Origin of the sequence: Pseudomonas proteolytica (genome assembly GCF_007858275.1) — a bacterium.
Taxonomy (GTDB): Bacteria; Pseudomonadota; Gammaproteobacteria; order Pseudomonadales; family Pseudomonadaceae; genus Aquipseudomonas; species Aquipseudomonas proteolytica.
The window spans coordinates 1-17,683 of sequence record NZ_VFEV01000019.1 but is presented as its reverse complement, the minus strand read 5'-3'; the positions used below and the strand labels follow the sequence as shown (position 1 = coordinate 17,683).

General features: G+C 61.0%; 10 protein-coding genes. 4 read left to right on the top strand and 6 right to left on the bottom strand.

The annotated features are described in order from the left end of the window. Positions 1-204: 204 nt before the first annotated feature. From FIV38_RS15225 to FIV38_RS15210, 4 genes are all read right to left on the bottom strand, one after another. Positions 205-1,215: a class 1 fructose-bisphosphatase gene (locus tag FIV38_RS15225; RefSeq protein WP_029295932.1), complete on the bottom strand. Its 1,011-nt coding sequence runs from the start codon at positions 1,213-1,215 to the stop codon at positions 205-207. A gap of 113 nt (positions 1,216-1,328) precedes the next feature. After that, positions 1,329-2,666 (bottom strand): DUF3999 domain-containing protein, encoded by a 1,338-nt coding sequence (locus FIV38_RS15220; protein ID WP_092237272.1) that lies wholly within the window; start codon positions 2,664-2,666, stop codon positions 1,329-1,331. Then, the gene (locus FIV38_RS15215) at positions 2,666-5,755 is read right to left on the bottom strand and encodes a DUF2339 domain-containing protein (protein WP_092232822.1); all 3,090 of its coding nucleotides are present in this window, start codon (positions 5,753-5,755) and stop codon (positions 2,666-2,668) included. Before FIV38_RS15215 ends, FIV38_RS15220 begins: the two co-directional genes overlap by 1 nt. 200 nt (positions 5,756-5,955) lie before the next feature. Next, positions 5,956-8,406 carry a glycogen/starch/alpha-glucan phosphorylase gene (locus FIV38_RS15210; protein ID WP_029295924.1) on the bottom strand — a complete coding sequence of 817 codons (2,451 nt, stop codon included), beginning with the start codon at positions 8,404-8,406 and terminating at the stop codon, positions 5,956-5,958. A 240-nt stretch (positions 8,407-8,646) separates the two neighbouring features. Between FIV38_RS15210 and FIV38_RS15205 the strand changes: the two genes are divergently transcribed. After that, positions 8,647-9,081 (top strand): YkgJ family cysteine cluster protein, encoded by a 435-nt coding sequence (locus FIV38_RS15205; RefSeq protein ID WP_029295922.1) that lies wholly within the window; start codon positions 8,647-8,649, stop codon positions 9,079-9,081. 220 nt (positions 9,082-9,301) lie between these two features. On the opposite strand, the gene typA is transcribed toward FIV38_RS15205, so the two are convergent. Together typA and thiI are read right to left on the bottom strand one after the other, a co-directional pair. Beyond that, on the bottom strand, positions 9,302-11,122 hold the full coding sequence (gene typA, locus FIV38_RS15200) for a translational GTPase TypA (protein WP_092232819.1): 1,821 nt from the start codon (positions 11,120-11,122) through the stop codon (positions 9,302-9,304). 139 nt (positions 11,123-11,261) lie between these two features. Further along, on the bottom strand, positions 11,262-12,716 hold the full coding sequence (gene thiI / locus FIV38_RS15195; RefSeq protein WP_029295918.1) for a tRNA uracil 4-sulfurtransferase ThiI: 1,455 nt from the start codon (positions 12,714-12,716) through the stop codon (positions 11,262-11,264). A 333-nt stretch (positions 12,717-13,049) separates the two neighbouring features. On the opposite strand from thiI, the gene glnA reads away from it, so the two are divergent. The 3 genes from glnA to ntrC all read left to right on the top strand — a co-directional run bounded on the left by glnA (position 13,050) and on the right by ntrC (position 17,436). Next, complete coding sequence (gene glnA / locus FIV38_RS15185) at positions 13,050-14,456, top strand: glutamate--ammonia ligase (protein ID WP_029295916.1); 1,407 nt, start codon at positions 13,050-13,052, stop codon at positions 14,454-14,456. A gap of 461 nt (positions 14,457-14,917) precedes the next feature. After that, positions 14,918-16,003: a nitrogen regulation protein NR(II) gene (glnL, locus tag FIV38_RS15180; RefSeq protein WP_029295914.1), complete on the top strand. Its 1,086-nt coding sequence runs from the start codon at positions 14,918-14,920 to the stop codon at positions 16,001-16,003. After that, positions 16,000-17,436: a nitrogen regulation protein NR(I) gene (gene ntrC / locus FIV38_RS15175; RefSeq protein ID WP_029295912.1), complete on the top strand. Its 1,437-nt coding sequence runs from the start codon at positions 16,000-16,002 to the stop codon at positions 17,434-17,436. The genes glnL and ntrC overlap by 4 nt, the downstream gene beginning before the upstream one ends. The last annotated feature ends 247 nt before the right edge of the window (positions 17,437-17,683 follow it).

Sequence of the window (17,683 nt, the reverse complement as noted above, 5' to 3'; positions counted from 1 at the left end):
GAAGCTTAGAAGGGAAAAGGGGGGTCTGGTTCCCGGAAGGCAAAAACAAAAAAAGCCCCCTGTGGCTAGGGGGCTTGTCCCCCGCTGGGGTGCGAAGCAGCCCCAATAAAGCCACTGAGTACTTTCAGGTAAAACGAGTGGGTGGGTTTGGGGGCTGCTTCGCAGCCCAGCGGGGGACAAGCCCCCTCGCCAAAGGGGGTAGCATTAACCTTTGTGGTAACCGGTCACGCGCGCCACTTCTTCCTTGGAGCCCAGAAACACCGCCACACGCTGGTGCAGGCCTTCAGGCTGGATGTCGAGGATGCGCTGGTGACCGTCGGTGGAAGCACCGCCAGCTTGTTCGACCAGGAACGACATCGGGTTGGCTTCGTACATCAGGCGCAGTTTGCCCGGCTTGGACGGCTCGCGGCTGTCGCGTGGGTACATGAACAGGCCACCACGGGTCAGGATGCGGTGTACGTCGGCAACCATCGCGGCGACCCAACGCATGTTGAAGTTTTTCTTCAACGGACCTTCTTCACCTTCCATCAACTCGTTGACGTAGCGCTTGACCGGTTCTTCCCAGTGGCGCTGGTTGGACATGTTGATCGCAAATTCCTGGGTCGAGGCAGGAATGGAGATGTCTTCGTGGGTCAGCACGAAGCTGCCCATTTCACGGTCCAGGGTAAAGCCCTTGACGCCATCGCCCAGGGTCAGCACCAGCATGGTCTGCGGGCCGTAGATCGCATAACCGGCGGCGACCTGCTCGGTGCCTGGCTGCAGGAAGGCCTTTTCGTTCAGGGCTTCGTTCTGGCTCAGGTATTCGTTCGGGCAACGCAGTACGGAGAAGATGGTGCCGACTGGCGCGTTGATGTCGATGTTCGACGAGCCGTCCAGCGGGTCGAATACCAGCAGGTACGCGCCTTTAGGGTATTTGCCCGGGATCTGGTAGGCGTTGTCCATTTCTTCGGACGCCATGCCGGCCAGGTGACCGCCCCATTCGTTGGCTTCGAGCAGGATTTCGTTGGAAATCACGTCGAGCTTCTTCTGCACTTCGCCTTGCACGTTTTCAGTGCCCATGCTGCCCAGGACGCCGCCCAGCGCGCCCTTGGACACGGCGTGGCTGATTTCCTTGCAAGCACGCGCCACCACTTCGATCAGGAAGCGCAGATCGGCAGGGGTGTTGTTGCTGCGGGTCTGCTCAATCAAATAGCGACTCAGGGTAACGCGGGACATGGACGGCTCCGGAGAATGGGGGGGGCTAAAAACCCGCGCAGTTTAGCGCGAGTCGGGGCGCATTTCCTCCTATCAGACGAGATAACCCTGACAGAGTTCATGCAGGCCCCGGCTCAGGGCCTGGCCGGCGGCTTGCGCAACAGACTGTAGGCCATGCCCCCGAGTGCCGCTACGCCCAGCAGCAATACGGCCCACAGGCCGATTGTCTGCCAAGGCATACCTGCGACATTTGGCGCGGCCGGCGGAATGGCGCGCCACTCGCCATCGACCCTGGCCTGGCCCAACGCCGCGAGGCGCTGCGGCTGATAATCGGGAATCAGGGTGGTCAACGGCAGGTTCGCCGCCTTGGCCGACGGGTTGCCCAGCGCCAGGGTAAACGGCGGTTCGCCCCGCGCCAGGAACACCACCTGCGTGGCCCGCACGGCGAAACTCAACCCCGGCGCCTGCGGCCCCAGGCCACCGCCCCGCTCGTCTACGTCCAGCTTGAGTTGGCGGACCGGGTAACCCGGCAACTGCAATTGATCCTGGGTGATTTCTTGCCCGTTCTGCGGCAACCGGTAGAGCAAACCGCGGCTTAACGGCTGCCATGCCTGCTTGCTGTCCTGGCGCCCGGCAAGACCCACCGGGGCCAGGCTGTTGGGCTGGCGTAACTCGATGCGCACCCGCTCGATATTCAACGCCCCGGGCAGCTGCCAGCTGTATTGCCCCGCTTCAAGGGCGCTGCCGGCCAATGGCTCGGACCACACCAGCGGCAACGGCAAGCTGCTGGTGCTCTGCACTTCAATGGAGGTCAACTCGGGCGCGGCCTGGCCTTGCCATAACAGGCGCAGGTAACGCGCCGGTTGCCCCGGCAAGGCCACTTCACGCAGTTCAACCCGATCATCGGCAAACGCCAGGCGCGCCAACTGCCCTTCGCCCCAGGAGCGCCAGTGCTGCAAATCGTCACTGGCTTCGATGCTGAAACGCTGGAAACCGTCGTGCTCGGCGGACCAGTCGAGGATCAGCTTTTGCAACGGCGCCTTGATGGCACTGGCATCGAGCAACCAGCCGCGTCGCACCTGCGCGCCGGCCGGCACTTCGCTGGACGGCTGCACCTGCACCAGGGTGCCCGTGGCACTCGATTGCACGCGCACGCTGGGCGCGCTGTCACTGGTGTTGTCGGCGGCGTACAGCGGGAAGCCCTTCAGCCTCGCCAGGTTTTTCGCGCTGGCGGCCGACTGACGCACCAATGCATACGCCTGCGGCTCGCCGGCGGCGTTGAACACCCGCAGGTCACTGAGATCGGCCTGGCGGGCGCTCAGTTGCACCGCCAGCGGCAACTCCAGGCGATACCAGGGTCCTTCGCCGCTGATCGCCAGCGGCACTTGGGCAGTGAAGTCGGCGGGGGCTTCTGCGGCCCATACCGATAGCGCGGTGCACAGGCCCACCAGGGCAATACTCAGTTTGCCGATCAAGAGGAAGCTCCTTGGGTTTGAACCTCGAGTTCAACGCGTTTGGGCGGCAGCGGGGCAAAATAACCCACCACCAGCAACAGCCCGCCCACGCCGATAAACGACACAATCCGCTCCAGCCCGCCACGGTTGCTCAGCTCGACGAGGAACAACTTGGCGACCACCACGCCAATCAGCACCGCGCCGACCAGCCACACCTCCCGGCGATTGCGCAGATGACCACCGATCATCAGGCCCAGGGCAATCAGGGTCCAGACAATCGACAATCCGGCCTGCACCAGCATGGAGTCGAGCAACGCATCCAGATGAAACGGCACGCCGCCCCAGTGGTGCGCCGTGCGCATCACCAATGCGGTGAAAAAGGCGAACAGCGAAACCCCGGCAACCCCCTGGGCAATCCAGGGGGTGCGGCCGCCCAGTTGCGGCGCCGCGCTGCGCGCCCACAGGTACACACCCAGCAGCGCAAACAGCAGGCCAAGGTCCAAGGGGTTGAGCAATGGCATGTAGGGCAACGGCTTGGCGGTACCGTCGCTGAAAATATTGGCCAGCCAGAACCACACCAGCATCAGCACGGCCAACGGCAGCGCGGCCAGCAGGCGGTATTCGCGTGGATAAGCAGAAACTGGCCACGGCCATTGGCGCGGTGCAGCGACGGCTATCAGGTACAGGCTGGGGAAAATCGCCCAGCCGAGCCAGCGCCAGGCGTTGTATTGCACCGAGAGCACCAGCAGGCCGTAGCGCAACTCCAGGGCCAGCATGCCGATTAGCATCCAGCAGCCCAGTACATGGGCGATGCTCAAAGCCTTGGTCGGCGCCACCAGACTCAACAGGCGCAACGAGATGAAATGTACGGCGAACACGCAGCTCCAGGCCAGCCAGCCAAATTCGGCTGCTGGGTGATAATAGCGATGCGCCGAAACCAGCAGCACCATCGCCGCCGCCGGCATCAGCAACAGGCTCATGGCGCCCAGCGATGCCCAGCGCAGACGCACGGCCAACACAGTCCAGAGCGCCACACTGGCCGCCGCGGCCGCCAGCAGGAACGTGGCTTGCAGTTCAGGAGGCGTAAAGCGCAGCACTTCGCTGTTCAGCGCTGCCGCCCACCAGATTACGCCCCAGGCCAACAGCCCATCCGCGATACGCGGCAACTTAAGCCCGTCAAACACCGACGATTGACCTGCGCCCCGCAAACGCCAGGCGCCCACGAATGCTGCCAGCCCTACAAGCATCGGCGCCCAGAATCCTAGATGCCGGAACGCAGGCCACTCTTCGTCGATCCACGGCGCCCACCACAACAGCAATGTGCCGCCCAGCACTTGCACAGTAAGCCCCGCGAACAGGAAAGTGCGCGAAGCGATACGCAGGCCGGCAAACAGTGTCACCGCGCCCGCCAGCGCCCAACTGATCGCCGTACCGTTGATCGACAGCAGCAACGGTGCCAGCAAATACAAGCAGCCCAGCCCCAAGCCGGCCAACACCGGCAAACCGTGGCGCTCCCAGGCAGACACCTGCTCATCGCCCGCCTTGCGCAGTTGCCAGAAGCTAAACAGCAACGCCACGCCAAGCAGCAACGCACCCAACGGTGCACCCTCAAGCAGCGTGTATTCGCCCGCCTGCAACTCACTGAGAAACGCCAGTGCCGAACCCAGTTGCAGCAGCAGGCCAAACCCGCGAGCCAGCAAGCGCTGCTGACGCAACCCCAGCCAGAAGATCCCCGCCCCCTCCACCGCCCACGCCGCGGCGGTCCAGCGCGCATCCAGGCCCAGGGGGATCGCCAGGCTGGCGAAGATCACGCCCAGGGCCAGGCAGGTTTCGGCCAGCAATACGGTGCGCCCGCCACTGAGCACACGCGCCAGGAGCATATAGATGATGCCCAACGCCAACGCGCTGAATGCCGGTGCGAACTCCAGGTGTTGCACCAGGGTGAACTGCAAGCCAAACGCCACAAGCGGTGGCCCGAACAGCAGGCCGCCATCCACATAATCCCCCTTGGCCGCCGACCAGCGCAGCAATGCGCCACGGCTGTCATCGGCCGGGGCGTCGGGCATTTCCAGGAGTTTGCGCCGCGCAAACAACAGGCCGATGGCCAGGTACATCAGGAAAAACACAATCAGGAACGGCTCGGTACTCCACAGCAACTCCGGCGTGTAGGAGCGGATGCCCCAGGCAAAGCCGATACCGAAGGTGCCGGCAAAACCAATCACATTGAGCAGGCGCCAGGCCTTGAACCAGGCAATGGCGAGGATGCCGACGTTGAGCAAGGTGAAGTAGCTGAACAGCGCCACATGGCTGCCCTCGCCGGTGGACGCCAGGATCGGCGCGGCGAAACCGCCCAGGGCGGCGGCGCAGGCCAGGCCGATGGCGTCCTGGGTAATGGCAAGGATCGCCGAAAACAGCGTCACTGCCACCAGCAGGCCGAGCGCCGCGCCGGGGTCGAGCAAAGGGTGCAGACGCATGGCGGCGAATACCGTCAGGTACAACACGGCGATGCCGGTGCCTTGCAGGATCAGCGCGTAATTGCCGTTGCGCGCGCGCAGCCACCAGCCCAGGCCCAGTAAGCCCAGGGCGCAGGCGGCGACACCGGCGTAGCGCAACTCGATGGGCACCACCATGCCTTCGGTGGCATAGCGCAGCAAAAATGCCAGGCCAAGGAACAGCAGCACCACGCCAACCCGCAGCACGGTGTTGCCACCCAGCAGCCAGTTGCGCGCCCCCTGGATAGCCCGTTCGATCAGGTTGGGGCCACGGGGGGTTTGGGGTTCAGCTTCGCGTGCAGCAGCGGCCGGTTTCCACAGGTCGTCCGGCAGCGGCGGGCTGGGTTCGGCAGCAGAGGTGGGTTGCAGTTCGGCGGGCAGTTCCCAGACCAGTTCTGGGGCGGGCGCGGGTTCGACCATGGGCGGCTCGACCTGCGGCGGCTTTTCCAGCATCGCCAGGCGTTGCTCCAGAGCCTTCAAGGCGCTGCCAAGGTTCGACAGACGAATGGCTTGGCCAATCCCCAAACCCAGGAGCGCGCCGAAGGCTGCGTCACTGAACGACTCATCCAGCGCCCAGCCGAGCACCAGGCCAATGAGCATGAACATCCATTGCATGGTCGAGATCCCTAAGCAGCCCGAAGCGGGCGTAACCGACGCTCAGTATATCGACACAATCCCAATGTAGGAGCCAGCTTGTGTAGGACCTGGCTTGTGCGGGAGCTGGCTTGCCTGCGATACAGGCGCCTCGGTGTATCAGTGACACCGAGGGGATGCTATCGCAGGCAAGCCAGCTCCCACACGGGGTTCTGCGGGTTCTAGTCCAAGGCTTTCCAGATCTCGGTGGCGTATTCCCGGATGGTTCGGTCTGACGAGAACCAACCCGTGCGCGCAGTATTGAGCACCGCCGAACGCCACCACTCCCTGGTGTCGTGCCAATGGGCTTCGACCCGCGCCTGGGCGTCCCAGTAGGCGTCAAAATCGGCGCACACCAGGAACCGGTCATAGGCGATCAACGAGTCGATCAACCCCACATAGCGCCCCGGATCGTCCGGCGAGAACACCCCGCCACGAATCGCCTGCAGCACGTCGTTCAAGCGGTGGGATGCGGCGATATCAGGGCCGGCATTGAACTCACCGGCCTGTTTACGCGCTTCCACCTGCTCGGCGCTGAGGCCGAAAATAAACATGTGCTCGCCGCCGATACGCTCATGCATCTCCACATTGGCGCCATCCATAGTGCCGATGGTCAGCGCGCCATTGAGGCCGAACTTCATGTTGCTGGTGCCCGAGGCCTCAAACCCGGCGGTGGAGATCTGCTCCGACAGGTCCGCCGCCGGGATGATGTTTTCGGCGAGGCTGACGTTGTAGTTGGGCAGGAACACGACCTTGAGCAAGCCACGCACCGTGGGGTCGTTGTTCACCGTACGGGCGATGTCGTTGGTCAGCTTGATGATCAGCTTGGCCTGGTGATAACTGGCCGCCGCCTTGCCGGCGAAGATCTTCACCCGCGGCACCCAATCCACTTCGGGTTCGGCGCGAATCGCCTGGTACAGGGCAACCGTGTGCAACAGGTTCAGCAATTGGCGCTTGTACTCGTGGATACGCTTGACCTGCACATCGAACATCGCCGCCGGGTTGACCGAAATCCCCAGGCGCTCGTGGATGATATCGGCCAGCACCCGCTTGCTGTGCAGGCGCTGCTCGGCGAAGGCTTTGCGAAAGGCGTCTTTCTCGGCGAAGGTTTCCAGCTCCACCAGGCGCTGTTCCATGTTGTCGAGAATGTCCGGCCCCAGGGCCTCCACCAGCATCGCGGTAAGCTTGGGGTTGGCCTGGAACAGCCAGCGGCGGAAAGTAATGCCGTTGGTCTTGTTGTTGATACGCTCGGGGTAGAGCTTGTGCAGTTCGGAAAACACCGTGCTGCGCATCAGCTGCGTATGCAATCCCGAGACGCCGTTGACGCTGTGGGACCCCAGGAACGCCAGGTTGCCCATGCGCACGCGGCGCCCGTTGTCTTCTTCGATCAGCGAGACAGCGCGCAGGACGTCGAAGTCGTGAATGCCCTTGGCCCGCAGCGAATCAATGTGCTGGGCGTTGATCAGGTAAATGATCTGCATGTGCCGGGGCAGCATGCGTTCCATCAGGCCCACCGGCCAGGTTTCCAGGGCTTCGGGGAGCAGGGTGTGGTTGGTGTAGGACAGCGTTTCGACGGTGACCTGCCAGGCCGCATCCCAGGCAATATCGTGCAGGTCGACCAATTGGCGCATCAACTCGGCCACGGCGATGGACGGGTGCGTGTCATTGAGCTGGATGGCCGCGTGCTCGCCCAGGCTCAGGACCGAGCCGTGCATGTTTTTGTGGCGGCGCAGCAGGTCCTGCAGGGAGGCCGAGACGAAGAAATATTCCTGGCGCAGGCGCAATTCCTGCCCTGCTTCGGTGCTGTCGGCCGGGTAAAGCACCCTTGAGATGCTTTCGGCACGGGCCACTTCGGCAACGGCGCCCAAATGGTCACCGGCGTTGAAGCGCTCCAGGTGCAGGTCTTCGACGGCCCGCGCACGCCACAGGCGCAAGGTGTTCACACTGGCGCCACGCCAGCCGACCACCGGGGTGTCGTAGGCTACGGCGCGCACGGTTTCATTGGGCGACCAGACCTGGATCGACTTGCCGGACGCATCCAGCACAGTCTCGACGCTGCCGCCAAAGCCGATCGGGTAGATCACCTCGGCGCGCTCGAACTCCCAGGGGTTGCCGAAATCCAGCCAGCGTTCGGTCTGCTCCTGCTGCCAGCCATCGACAATCGCCTGGCGAAACAGCCCGTGTTCGTAACGAATGCCATAGCCATGGCCGGCAATGCCCAGGGTCGACATGCTTTCCATAAAGCACGCGGCCAGGCGCCCCAGGCCCCCGTTGCCCAGGGCCGCATCGGGCTCCAGCAGGCGAATGCGCTCCAGGTCCACACCCAACTCGCCGAGGGCTTCGCGCGCCACCTCCAGCAGGCCGAGGTTGCTCAGGCTGTCAAACAGCAAACGACCGATCAAAAATTCCAGGGACAGGTAATACACCCGCTTCTGCCCACGCCGGTAGATACGCCGGGTGTGGTCCATCCAGTGGTCGACCATATGGTCGCGCGCCGCCAGGGCAATGGCTTCGAACCAGTCGTGGTCAAAGGCGTGATCGGGATCCTTGCCCACCGCATAAGTGAGTTTGGTCAAGACAGCATCGCGAAACGCGGCTACCTCTGCTTCTCGTACAAGCGGTTCCTGAGACATCGGTGCGACCTCGGGCGAGATAGAAGAAGGGAAATCCTAGAGCCTAGACGGTCTGACCCATGGCATGGCTGACGGTTCGGCAGTTTTTTCACTCATTCACGCATGCAGGTTTTAGATGCAGGGGCCGTGCCCGTTTGAGACGGGCGGGAGCCTTTGAGCCGAAATCCGCAAAATATTGTTCAAAAAATCACCAATCCCGGTATGATCGCGCGCCCGGACAAAGCCCCTCTTGGAAACCTGATGAAGCCTCAACTGATCGCCGCCGCGGAACTCGACCGTCTCGAAACGTGGCAGAAATACTCCAGCCACATGTGCGGCGGCTGCACGTCCAACTGCTGCACCCTGCCGGTTGAGGTGAAGATCAAGGATTTGATCCGCATTGGCATCGTCGACGAATTCGAGCGTGGCGACCCGCCGAAGAACATCGCCAAGCGCTTGCAGAAGGAAGGCATCGTCGAGCGTTTCAACTCCAAGTCCGAGATCTTTACCCTGCAGCGCATGAGCAACAACGATTGCCTGTACCTGGATCGTAAGACGCGCTTCTGCACTATTTATGACAAGCGCCCGGATACCTGCCGCAATCACCCGAAGATCGGGCCACGGCCGGGGTATTGCGCGTACAAGCCCAAGGAAGTGGTGCGCGAGACCAAGTTCAAGACCCTCGACAAGTTCTGATCCAAGTTCTTTATTGCTTGAACTAGCGCTTTCGCGAGCAAGTCGAATCGTCGCACCGCCGCTCCCACATTCGACCGCGTTTTTTCAGGATGAATGAGGTCAAGCGTGGGAGCGGGCTTGCTCGCGAAGAGGCCGGTACAGCCACTGCAAATATTGCGGGCATAAAAAAACGCCCCCGGCCTTTCGACCGGGGGCGTTTTTATTCAGCCGGAACTAAGTATCAGTTCTTGGCCTTTTTGGCAGCGCGGGTACGCTCGCCTTCGTCCAGGATCTTCTTACGAAGACGGATGGACTTCGGCGTCACTTCGCACAGCTCGTCGTCCTGGATGAATTCCAGAGCCTGTTCCAGGGTGAAGCGAACAGGTGGAACCAGGGCGATGGTTTCGTCTTTACCCGAAGCACGCATGTTGTCGAGCTTCTTGCCTTTGGTTGGGTTGACGCCCATGTCGTTGTCACGGCTGTTCAGACCAACGATCTGGCCGTTGTAGATCTCTTGACCGTGTTCAACGAACAGCTTGCCACGCGCCTGGAGGGTTTCCAGGGAGTAGGTCAGTGCCTTGCCGGTTTCTACCGATACCAGAACACCGTTCTGACGGCCGGACATGTCGCCGGACTTCATGGTGTCGTAGCGATCGAAGATCGAGGTCAGGATGCCAGCACCGTTGGTCAGGGTCAGGAACTGGTTACGGAAACCGATCAGACCACGAGCAGGGATGTTGTATTCCAGACGCACACGGCCTTTGCCATCCGGCACCATGTTGGTCAGGTCGCCCTTACGCAGGCCCATCTCTTCCATGACCTTGCCCTGGGATTCTTCAGGGGTGTCGATGGTGACGTTTTCGAACGGTTCCTGCTTCACGCCGTCAACGGTACGGATGATCACTTCCGGACGGCCAACGCCCATTTCGAAGCCTTCGCGACGCATGGTTTCGATCAGTACCGAGAGGTGCAGCTCACCACGGCCGGAAACCTTGAACTTGTCAGCCGAGTCGCCTTCTTCAACGCGCAGTGCAACGTTGTACAGCAGCTCTTTGTCCAGACGTTCCTTGATGTTACGGGAAGTCACGAACTTGCCTTCTTTACCGCAGAAAGGCGAGTCGTTTACCTGGAAGGTCATGGAAACGGTTGGCTCGTCAACGGTCAACGGCACCATTGCTTCAACCATGTCCGGGTGGCACAGGGTGTCGGAGATGAACAGCGAGTCCATACCGCTGATGCACACGATGTCGCCTGCAGCAGCTTCTTCAACGTCAATACGGTGCAGACCGTGGTGACCCATCAGCTTCAGGATACGACCGTTACGCTTCTTGCCGGTGGCGTCGATAGCCACGACCGGAGTGTTCGGCTTGACGCGACCACGAGCGATACGGCCAACGCCGATAACACCCAGGAAGCTGTTGTAGTCCAGTGCGGAGATTTGCATCTGGAACGGACCGTCACGGTCGACTTTCGGCGCTGGTACGTTGTCGACGATCGACTGGTACAGCGGGGTCATGTCTTCAGCCATGTCGGTGTGTTCCAGACCGGCAATGCCGTTCAGGGCCGAGGCGTAGACGACTTTGAAGTCCAGCTGTTCTTCGGTGGCACCGAGGTTGTCGAACAGGTCGAAGATCTGGTCCAGAACCCAGTCCGGACGCGCGCCTGGACGGTCAACCTTGTTGATCACCACGATTGGACGCAGGCCGGCTTCGAAAGCCTTCTTGGTCACGAAACGGGTTTGCGGCATAGGGCCGTCTTGAGCGTCAACCAGCAGCAGAACGGAGTCAACCATCGACATTACACGTTCAACTTCGCCGCCGAAGTCGGCGTGGCCCGGGGTATCCACGATGTTGATGTGGTAGCCGTTCCAGTTGATGGCGGTGTTTTTTGCCAGGATGGTAATACCGCGCTCTTTTTCCTGGTCGTTGGAGTCCATCACGCGCTCGTCGTTGAGCTCGTTGCGCTCCAGGGTGCCGGATTGACGCAGGAGTTTGTCTACCAGGGTGGTTTTACCATGGTCAACGTGAGCAATGATGGCGATGTTACGTAGATTTTCGATCACTTGTGTATCTCGATCAGAGGATTCGGTGTGCTGACAGGTCGTGGCAGCGATTAACAGTAGAGTCAGGCCTTGCCGTTACAGCTTGACGGCAGAGTCGGGGGGCCGGTGACGCAGGCCACAGGCAAACAGCCCCGGGCTCTTAGCTCGGTCGATAAACGCGCACATTGGCATATCCCTCACTGAGCAAATGGTGGGCATGCAGGCGACTCATCACGCCTTTGTCGCAATACAGCAGGTACTGACGGCTGTTATCCAGTTCCTTGAAACGCGCGTTCAGTGCATAGAACGGCAACGTTTGCACGTCGATGCCAGCGATTTCCAGCGGCTCGTCTTCAGCGGCATCCGGGTGACGGATGTCGATGACAATCTGACCGGCCAGGGCTTCGCTGACTTCTTCGATCTGTACGTCCTGGCCCAGTTCGTCGATGACTCGATCGATCGGCACCAGTTTGGCGTTCTCGAGCGCTCGCTCCAGAATCGCCATGTCGAATTCTTTCTCTTCATGCTCCACGCGATAGCGCTTGGCATGGGTCTTGGGGTTCACCGAGATGACCCCGCAGTACTCTGGCATGTGCTTGGCGAAATCAGCGGTGCCGATTTCGTTGGCCAGGTCGATGATGTCCTGCTTGTGGCTGGCGATCAGCGGGCGCAATACCAGCTTGTCGGTCACGCAGTCGATCACGGACAGGTTCGGCAACGTCTGGCTGGAGACCTGGGAAATCGCCTCGCCGGTCACCAGCGCTTCGATTTGCAGGCGGTCGGCGATTTTCGACGCTGCGCGCAACATCATACGCTTCAATACGACGCCCATATGACCGTTATCGACTTTTCCGAGAATTTCTCCCAGGACTTCCTCGAACGGTACGCTGACAAACAGCACGCGCTGGGAGCTGCCGTACTTCTTCCAGATATAGTGCGCAACTTCCATCACGCCCAATTCGTGTGCACGCCCGCCCAGGTTAAAGAAGCAGAAGTGGCTCATCAGGCCCCGGCGCATGATCTGGTAGGCCGCCACGGTAGAGTCGAAACCGCCGGACATCAGCACCAGGGTCTGCTCCAGCGCACCCAGCGGGTAGCCACCGATGCTGTTGTGCTGGCTGTGGATCACAAACAACCGTTGGTCGCGAATTTCGATGCGTACTTCGATTTGCGGCTCTTTCAGCGAGATTCCTGCGGCCCCACACTCGCGACGCAGCTTGCTGCCGACGTATTTCTCGACATCCATGGAGCTGAACGGGTGCTTGCCCGCACGCTTGCAGCGCACCGAAAAAATCTTGCCTTCAAGGCTGGTGCCAAAGTGCAGTTTGCATTTTTGCGTGATGTCGTCGAAGTCGCCCAGCGGGTACTCGTCGACCTGCAGGAAATGCGCGATGCCCGGCATGCAGCTCAGGCGCTCGGTCATATCTTTCAAGGCTTTAGGGTCGCTGACGCGGGTTTCCAGCTCGAGATTGTCCCACACACCGTTCACCACCACGGCCGGGTCCAGGTCACGGAGCACGGCGCGGATATTCTTGGCCAATTGACGGATGAAACGCATCCGTACCGGTCGGCTCTTGATGGTGATCTCGGGGAAGACTTTAACGATTAATTTCATGGAAACAGCGCGCGCAGGGCCAGCCGAAAAAGGGGGGCGCGGATTATAGCGGAAATCGCTCAAGGTTTGACCAGTTAATATACAAACGGCACGCAACGCACCAAAGAGGTGCATTTACAGGCAGTTACGCTACATTGCAGTGCGCGATTTTTGCCATTTCGACGATTTGCACCTTTATAGGGGCCATTTTGAGGCAAAAAACCCATGTCGGGGCACTGGCATGCAATTTGCTCTCTTGTGAGGCAGGTTGCCATGGCGGACTATCCGCGCCGGCATCACCCACATTCTAAGGGCTACTCCACTACCCCAGCCCGAAGCCACCCGGAGGACACTATGTCGAAGTCGGTTCAACTCATCAAAGATCATGACGTTAAATGGATTGATCTGCGCTTCACGGACACCAAAGGCACTCAGCACCACGTGACCATGCCGGCTCGCGACGCGCTGGATGACGCCTTCTTCGAAGAAGGCAAAATGTTCGACGGCTCCTCCATCGCTGGCTGGAAAGGCATCGAAGCCTCCGACATGATCCTGATGCCGGACGACTCCACCGCCGTACTCGACCCGTTCACCGAAGAGCCAACCCTGATCATCGTCTGCGACGTGATCGAGCCTTCGACCATGCAGGGCTACGACCGCGACCCACGTGCGATCGCCAAGCGTGCCGAGGAATACCTGAAGTCCACCGGTATCGGTGACACCGTATTCGTGGGCCCTGAGCCTGAGTTCTTCATCTTTGACCAGGTGAAGTTCAAGTCCGACATCTCCGGCTCCATGTTCAAGATCTTCTCCGACCAGGGTTCGTGGATGTCCGACCAGGACGTGGAAGGCGGCAACCATGGCCACCGTCCAGGCGTCAAAGGCGGCTACTTCCCAGTACCACCGTTCGACCACGACCACGAAATCCGTACCTCCATGTGCAACGCCATGGAAGACATGGGCCTGGTCATCGAAGTTCACCACCACGAAGTGGCGACTGCCGGCCAGAACGAAATCGGTGTGAAGTTCAACACCCTGGTTGCCAAGGCTGACGAAGTACAGACCCTCAAGTACTGCGTACACAACGTGGCAGTGGCCTACGGCCGTACCGCTACCTTCATGCCTAAGCCACTGTACGGCGATAACGGTTCGGGTATGCACGTTCACCTGTCCATCGCCAAAGATGGCAAGAACACCTTCGCTGGCGAAGGTTATGCCGGCCTGTCCGACACCGCCCTGTACTTCATCGGCGGCATCATCAAGCACGGTAAGGCCCTGAACGGCTTCACCAACCCGTCGACCAACTCCTACAAGCGTCTGGTCCCAGGTTTTGAAGCACCGGTGATGCTGGCCTACTCGGCTCGCAACCGTTCCGCTTCGATCCGTATTCCTTACGTGTCCAGCCCTCGCGCTCGCCGTATCGAAGCACGCTTCCCGGATCCAGCAGCCAACCCGTACCTGGGCTTTGCTGCACTGCTGATGGCTGGCCTGGACGGCATCCAGAACAAGATCCACCCAGGCGACGCCGCCGACAAAAACTTGTACGACCTGCCGCCTGAAGAGGCCAAGGAAATCCCACAAGTGTGCGGCAGCCTGAAAGAAGCCCTGGAAGAGCTGGACAAGGGCCGTGCGTTCCTGACCAAAGGCGGCGTGTTCAGCGACGACTTCATCGATGCCTACATCGCCCTGAAAAGCGAAGAAGAAATCAAGGTCCGCACCTTCGTACACCCACTGGAATACGAGCTGTACTACAGCTGCTGATCCGGTAGCGCTGCTCAACGCGGCGTGACAAAAAGGCCTCCTTCGGGAGGTCTTTTTTTTGCCTGAAACAATGACTCTCCACCTTTGCAAACCCCATCAAAACTGTGGGAGCTGGCTTACCTGCGATAGCGGTGGTTCAGTCAGTCGTGATGTGACAGATACACCGCTATCGCAGGCAAGCCAGCTCATACAGTTTGATTGGTGCTTCCAGGAAATAGTTGATCGCTGAACAGAATGCCGGGATTCGCACTATATTGGTGCGATAGGTTGCACCCATGCCCGCCGGCCAGCCCATTTTGGGTCGATATCTCCCGAGCAAGCTGGCAGAGCGCCATAGTTTCGCGCCTAAAGCCCCTATTTCAGGGCTTTTACGCTTCTTTTCGGAGCCTTGGTTTGGTTTTTGCATTTTCCTGGTATCAGCGTGAGCCTCAAGCCCACGCCTTGCTCCAAAAGAGGTCCTCATGACCATCAGCGACGCACTGCACCGCTTGCTACTCGACAACCTGACCACCGCGACCATCCTGCTCAATGCCGAACTGCGCCTTGAGTACATGAACCCCGCGGCGGAGATGCTCCTGGCCATCAGCGGCCAGCGCAGCCATGGGCAATTTATCAGCGAGCTGTTCACCGAGTCCGCCGAGGCGTTGAGTTCCTTGCGCCAGGCCGTGGAGCAGGCCCACCCGTTCACCAAGCGCGAAGCGATGCTCACGGCCCTCACCGGCCAGACCCTGACCGTCGACTACGCGGTAACACCGATCCTGAGCCACGGCGCCACCTTGCTGCTGCTGGAGGTGCATCCCCGCGATCGCCTGCTGCGCATCACCAAGGAAGAGGCGCAGTTGTCCAAGCAGGAAACCAGCAAGATGCTGGTACGCGGCCTGGCCCATGAGATCAAGAACCCCCTGGGCGGGATTCGCGGCGCCGCACAGTTGTTGGCCCGCGAGCTGCCGGATGAGCACCTCAAGGACTACACCAACGTCATCATCGAGGAAGCCGACCGCCTGCGAAACCTGGTGGACCGCATGCTGGGTTCCAACAAACTGCCGTCGCTGGCGATGACCAACGTGCATGAAGTGCTGGAGCGCGTCTGCCAGTTGGTGGAGGCCGAAAGCCAGGGCTGCATCACCCTGGTGCGCGACTATGACCCGAGCATCCCCGACGTATTGATCGACCGCGAGCAGATGATCCAGGCGGTGCTCAATATCGTGCGCAACGCCATGCAGGCCATCAGCAGCCAGAACGAACTGCGCCTGGGCCGTATCAGCCTGCGCACCCGCGCCTTGCGCCAGTTCACCATTGGCCACGTACGCCATCGCCTGGTGACCAAGGTCGAGATCATCGACAACGGCCCGGGTATCCCGGCCGAACTGCAAGAAACCATTTTCTTCCCGATGGTCAGCGGCCGCCCGGACGGTACCGGGCTGGGCCTGGCCATTACCCAGAACATCATCAGCCAGCACCAGGGCCTGATCGAATGTGAAAGCCATCCCGGCCACACGACCTTTTCGATCTTTCTGCCACTGGAACAAGGAGCCCCATCGACATGAGCCGTAGTGAAACTGTCTGGATCGTCGATGACGACCGTTCCATCCGCTGGGTCCTGGAGAAAGCCTTGCAACAGGAAGGCATGACCACCCAGAGCTTCGACAGCGCCGACGGGGTGATGAGCCGCCTGGCGCGCCAGCAGCCCGATGTGATCATCTCCGACATCCGCATGCCCGGCGCCAGCGGCCTGGACTTGCTGGCGCGGATCCGCGAGCAGCACCCGCGCTTGCCGGTGATCATCATGACCGCGCACTCGGACCTGGACAGCGCTGTCGCGTCCTATCAAGGCGGCGCCTTCGAGTACCTGCCCAAGCCGTTCGACGTCGATGAGGCGGTGGCGCTGGTCAAGCGCGCCAACCAGCACGCCCAGGAGCAGCAAGGCCAGGCCGTGGAACCGACCCTGACGCGCACCCCGGAAATCATCGGTGAAGCGCCGGCGATGCAGGAAGTGTTTCGCGCCATCGGGCGCTTGAGCCATTCCAACATCACCGTGCTGATCAACGGTGAGTCCGGCACCGGTAAAGAGCTGGTCGCCCATGCCCTGCACCGCCACAGCCCACGGGCCGCCTCGCCGTTCATCGCGCTGAACATGGCGGCGATCCCCAAGGACTTGATGGAATCGGAGCTGTTCGGCCATGAGAAAGGCGCGTTTACCGGCGCCGCCAACCTGCGTCGCGGCCGGTTTGAACAGGCCGACGGCGGCACCCTGTTTCTCGATGAAATCGGCGATATGCCGGCCGACACCCAGACCCGACTGTTGCGGGTGCTGGCCGACGGTGAGTTCTATCGTGTCGGCGGCCATACGCCGGTCAAGGTCGATGTGCGGATCATCGCCGCGACCCACCAGAACCTGGAAACCCTGGTGCACGCCGGCAAGTTCCGCGAGGACTTGTTCCACCGCCTCAACGTGATCCGCATCCACATCCCGCGGATGTCGGACCGCCGCGAAGACATCCCGACCCTGGCCCGCCACTTCCTCAGCCGCGCCGCCCAGGAGCTGGCGGTAGAGCCCAAGCTGCTGAAGACGGAAACCGAGGAATACCTGAAAAACCTGCCGTGGCCGGGCAACGTGCGCCAGCTGGAGAATACCTGCCGCTGGATCACGGTGATGGCGTCCGGGCGCGAAGTGCATATCAGCGACCTGCCGCCGGAGCTGTTGAGCCTGCCGCAGGATTCAGCGCCCGTGACCAACTGGGAACAAGCCCTGCGCCAATGGGCCGACCAGGCCTTGGCTCGCGGCCAGTCGAGCCTGCTGGACAGCGCCGTGCCGACCTTTGAGCGGATCATGATCGAGACGGCCCTCAAGCACACCGCTGGCCGCCGGCGTGACGCCGCCGTGCTGCTGGGCTGGGGTCGTAACACCTTGACCCGCAAGATCAAGGAATTGGGGATGAAGGTGGATGGCGGGGATGATGATGAGGGTGAAGAGGGCTGAACACAGCCCTCCAGCACACGGATGACCTAATGTGGATGAGGGCTTGTGTGGGAGCTGGCTTGCCTGCGATTGCATCACCTCGGTATCTCTGAAAGACCGAGGTGCCCGCATCGCAGCATCGGTATCTACACAACTTTCAGAAACTGACGAACTCCCCTGTGGCGAGCGGGCTTGCCCCGCGCTGGGCTGCGAAGCAGCCCCAAAACCAGCCGCTGCGGTGTATCTGGTACAACGCATTCGGCTTATT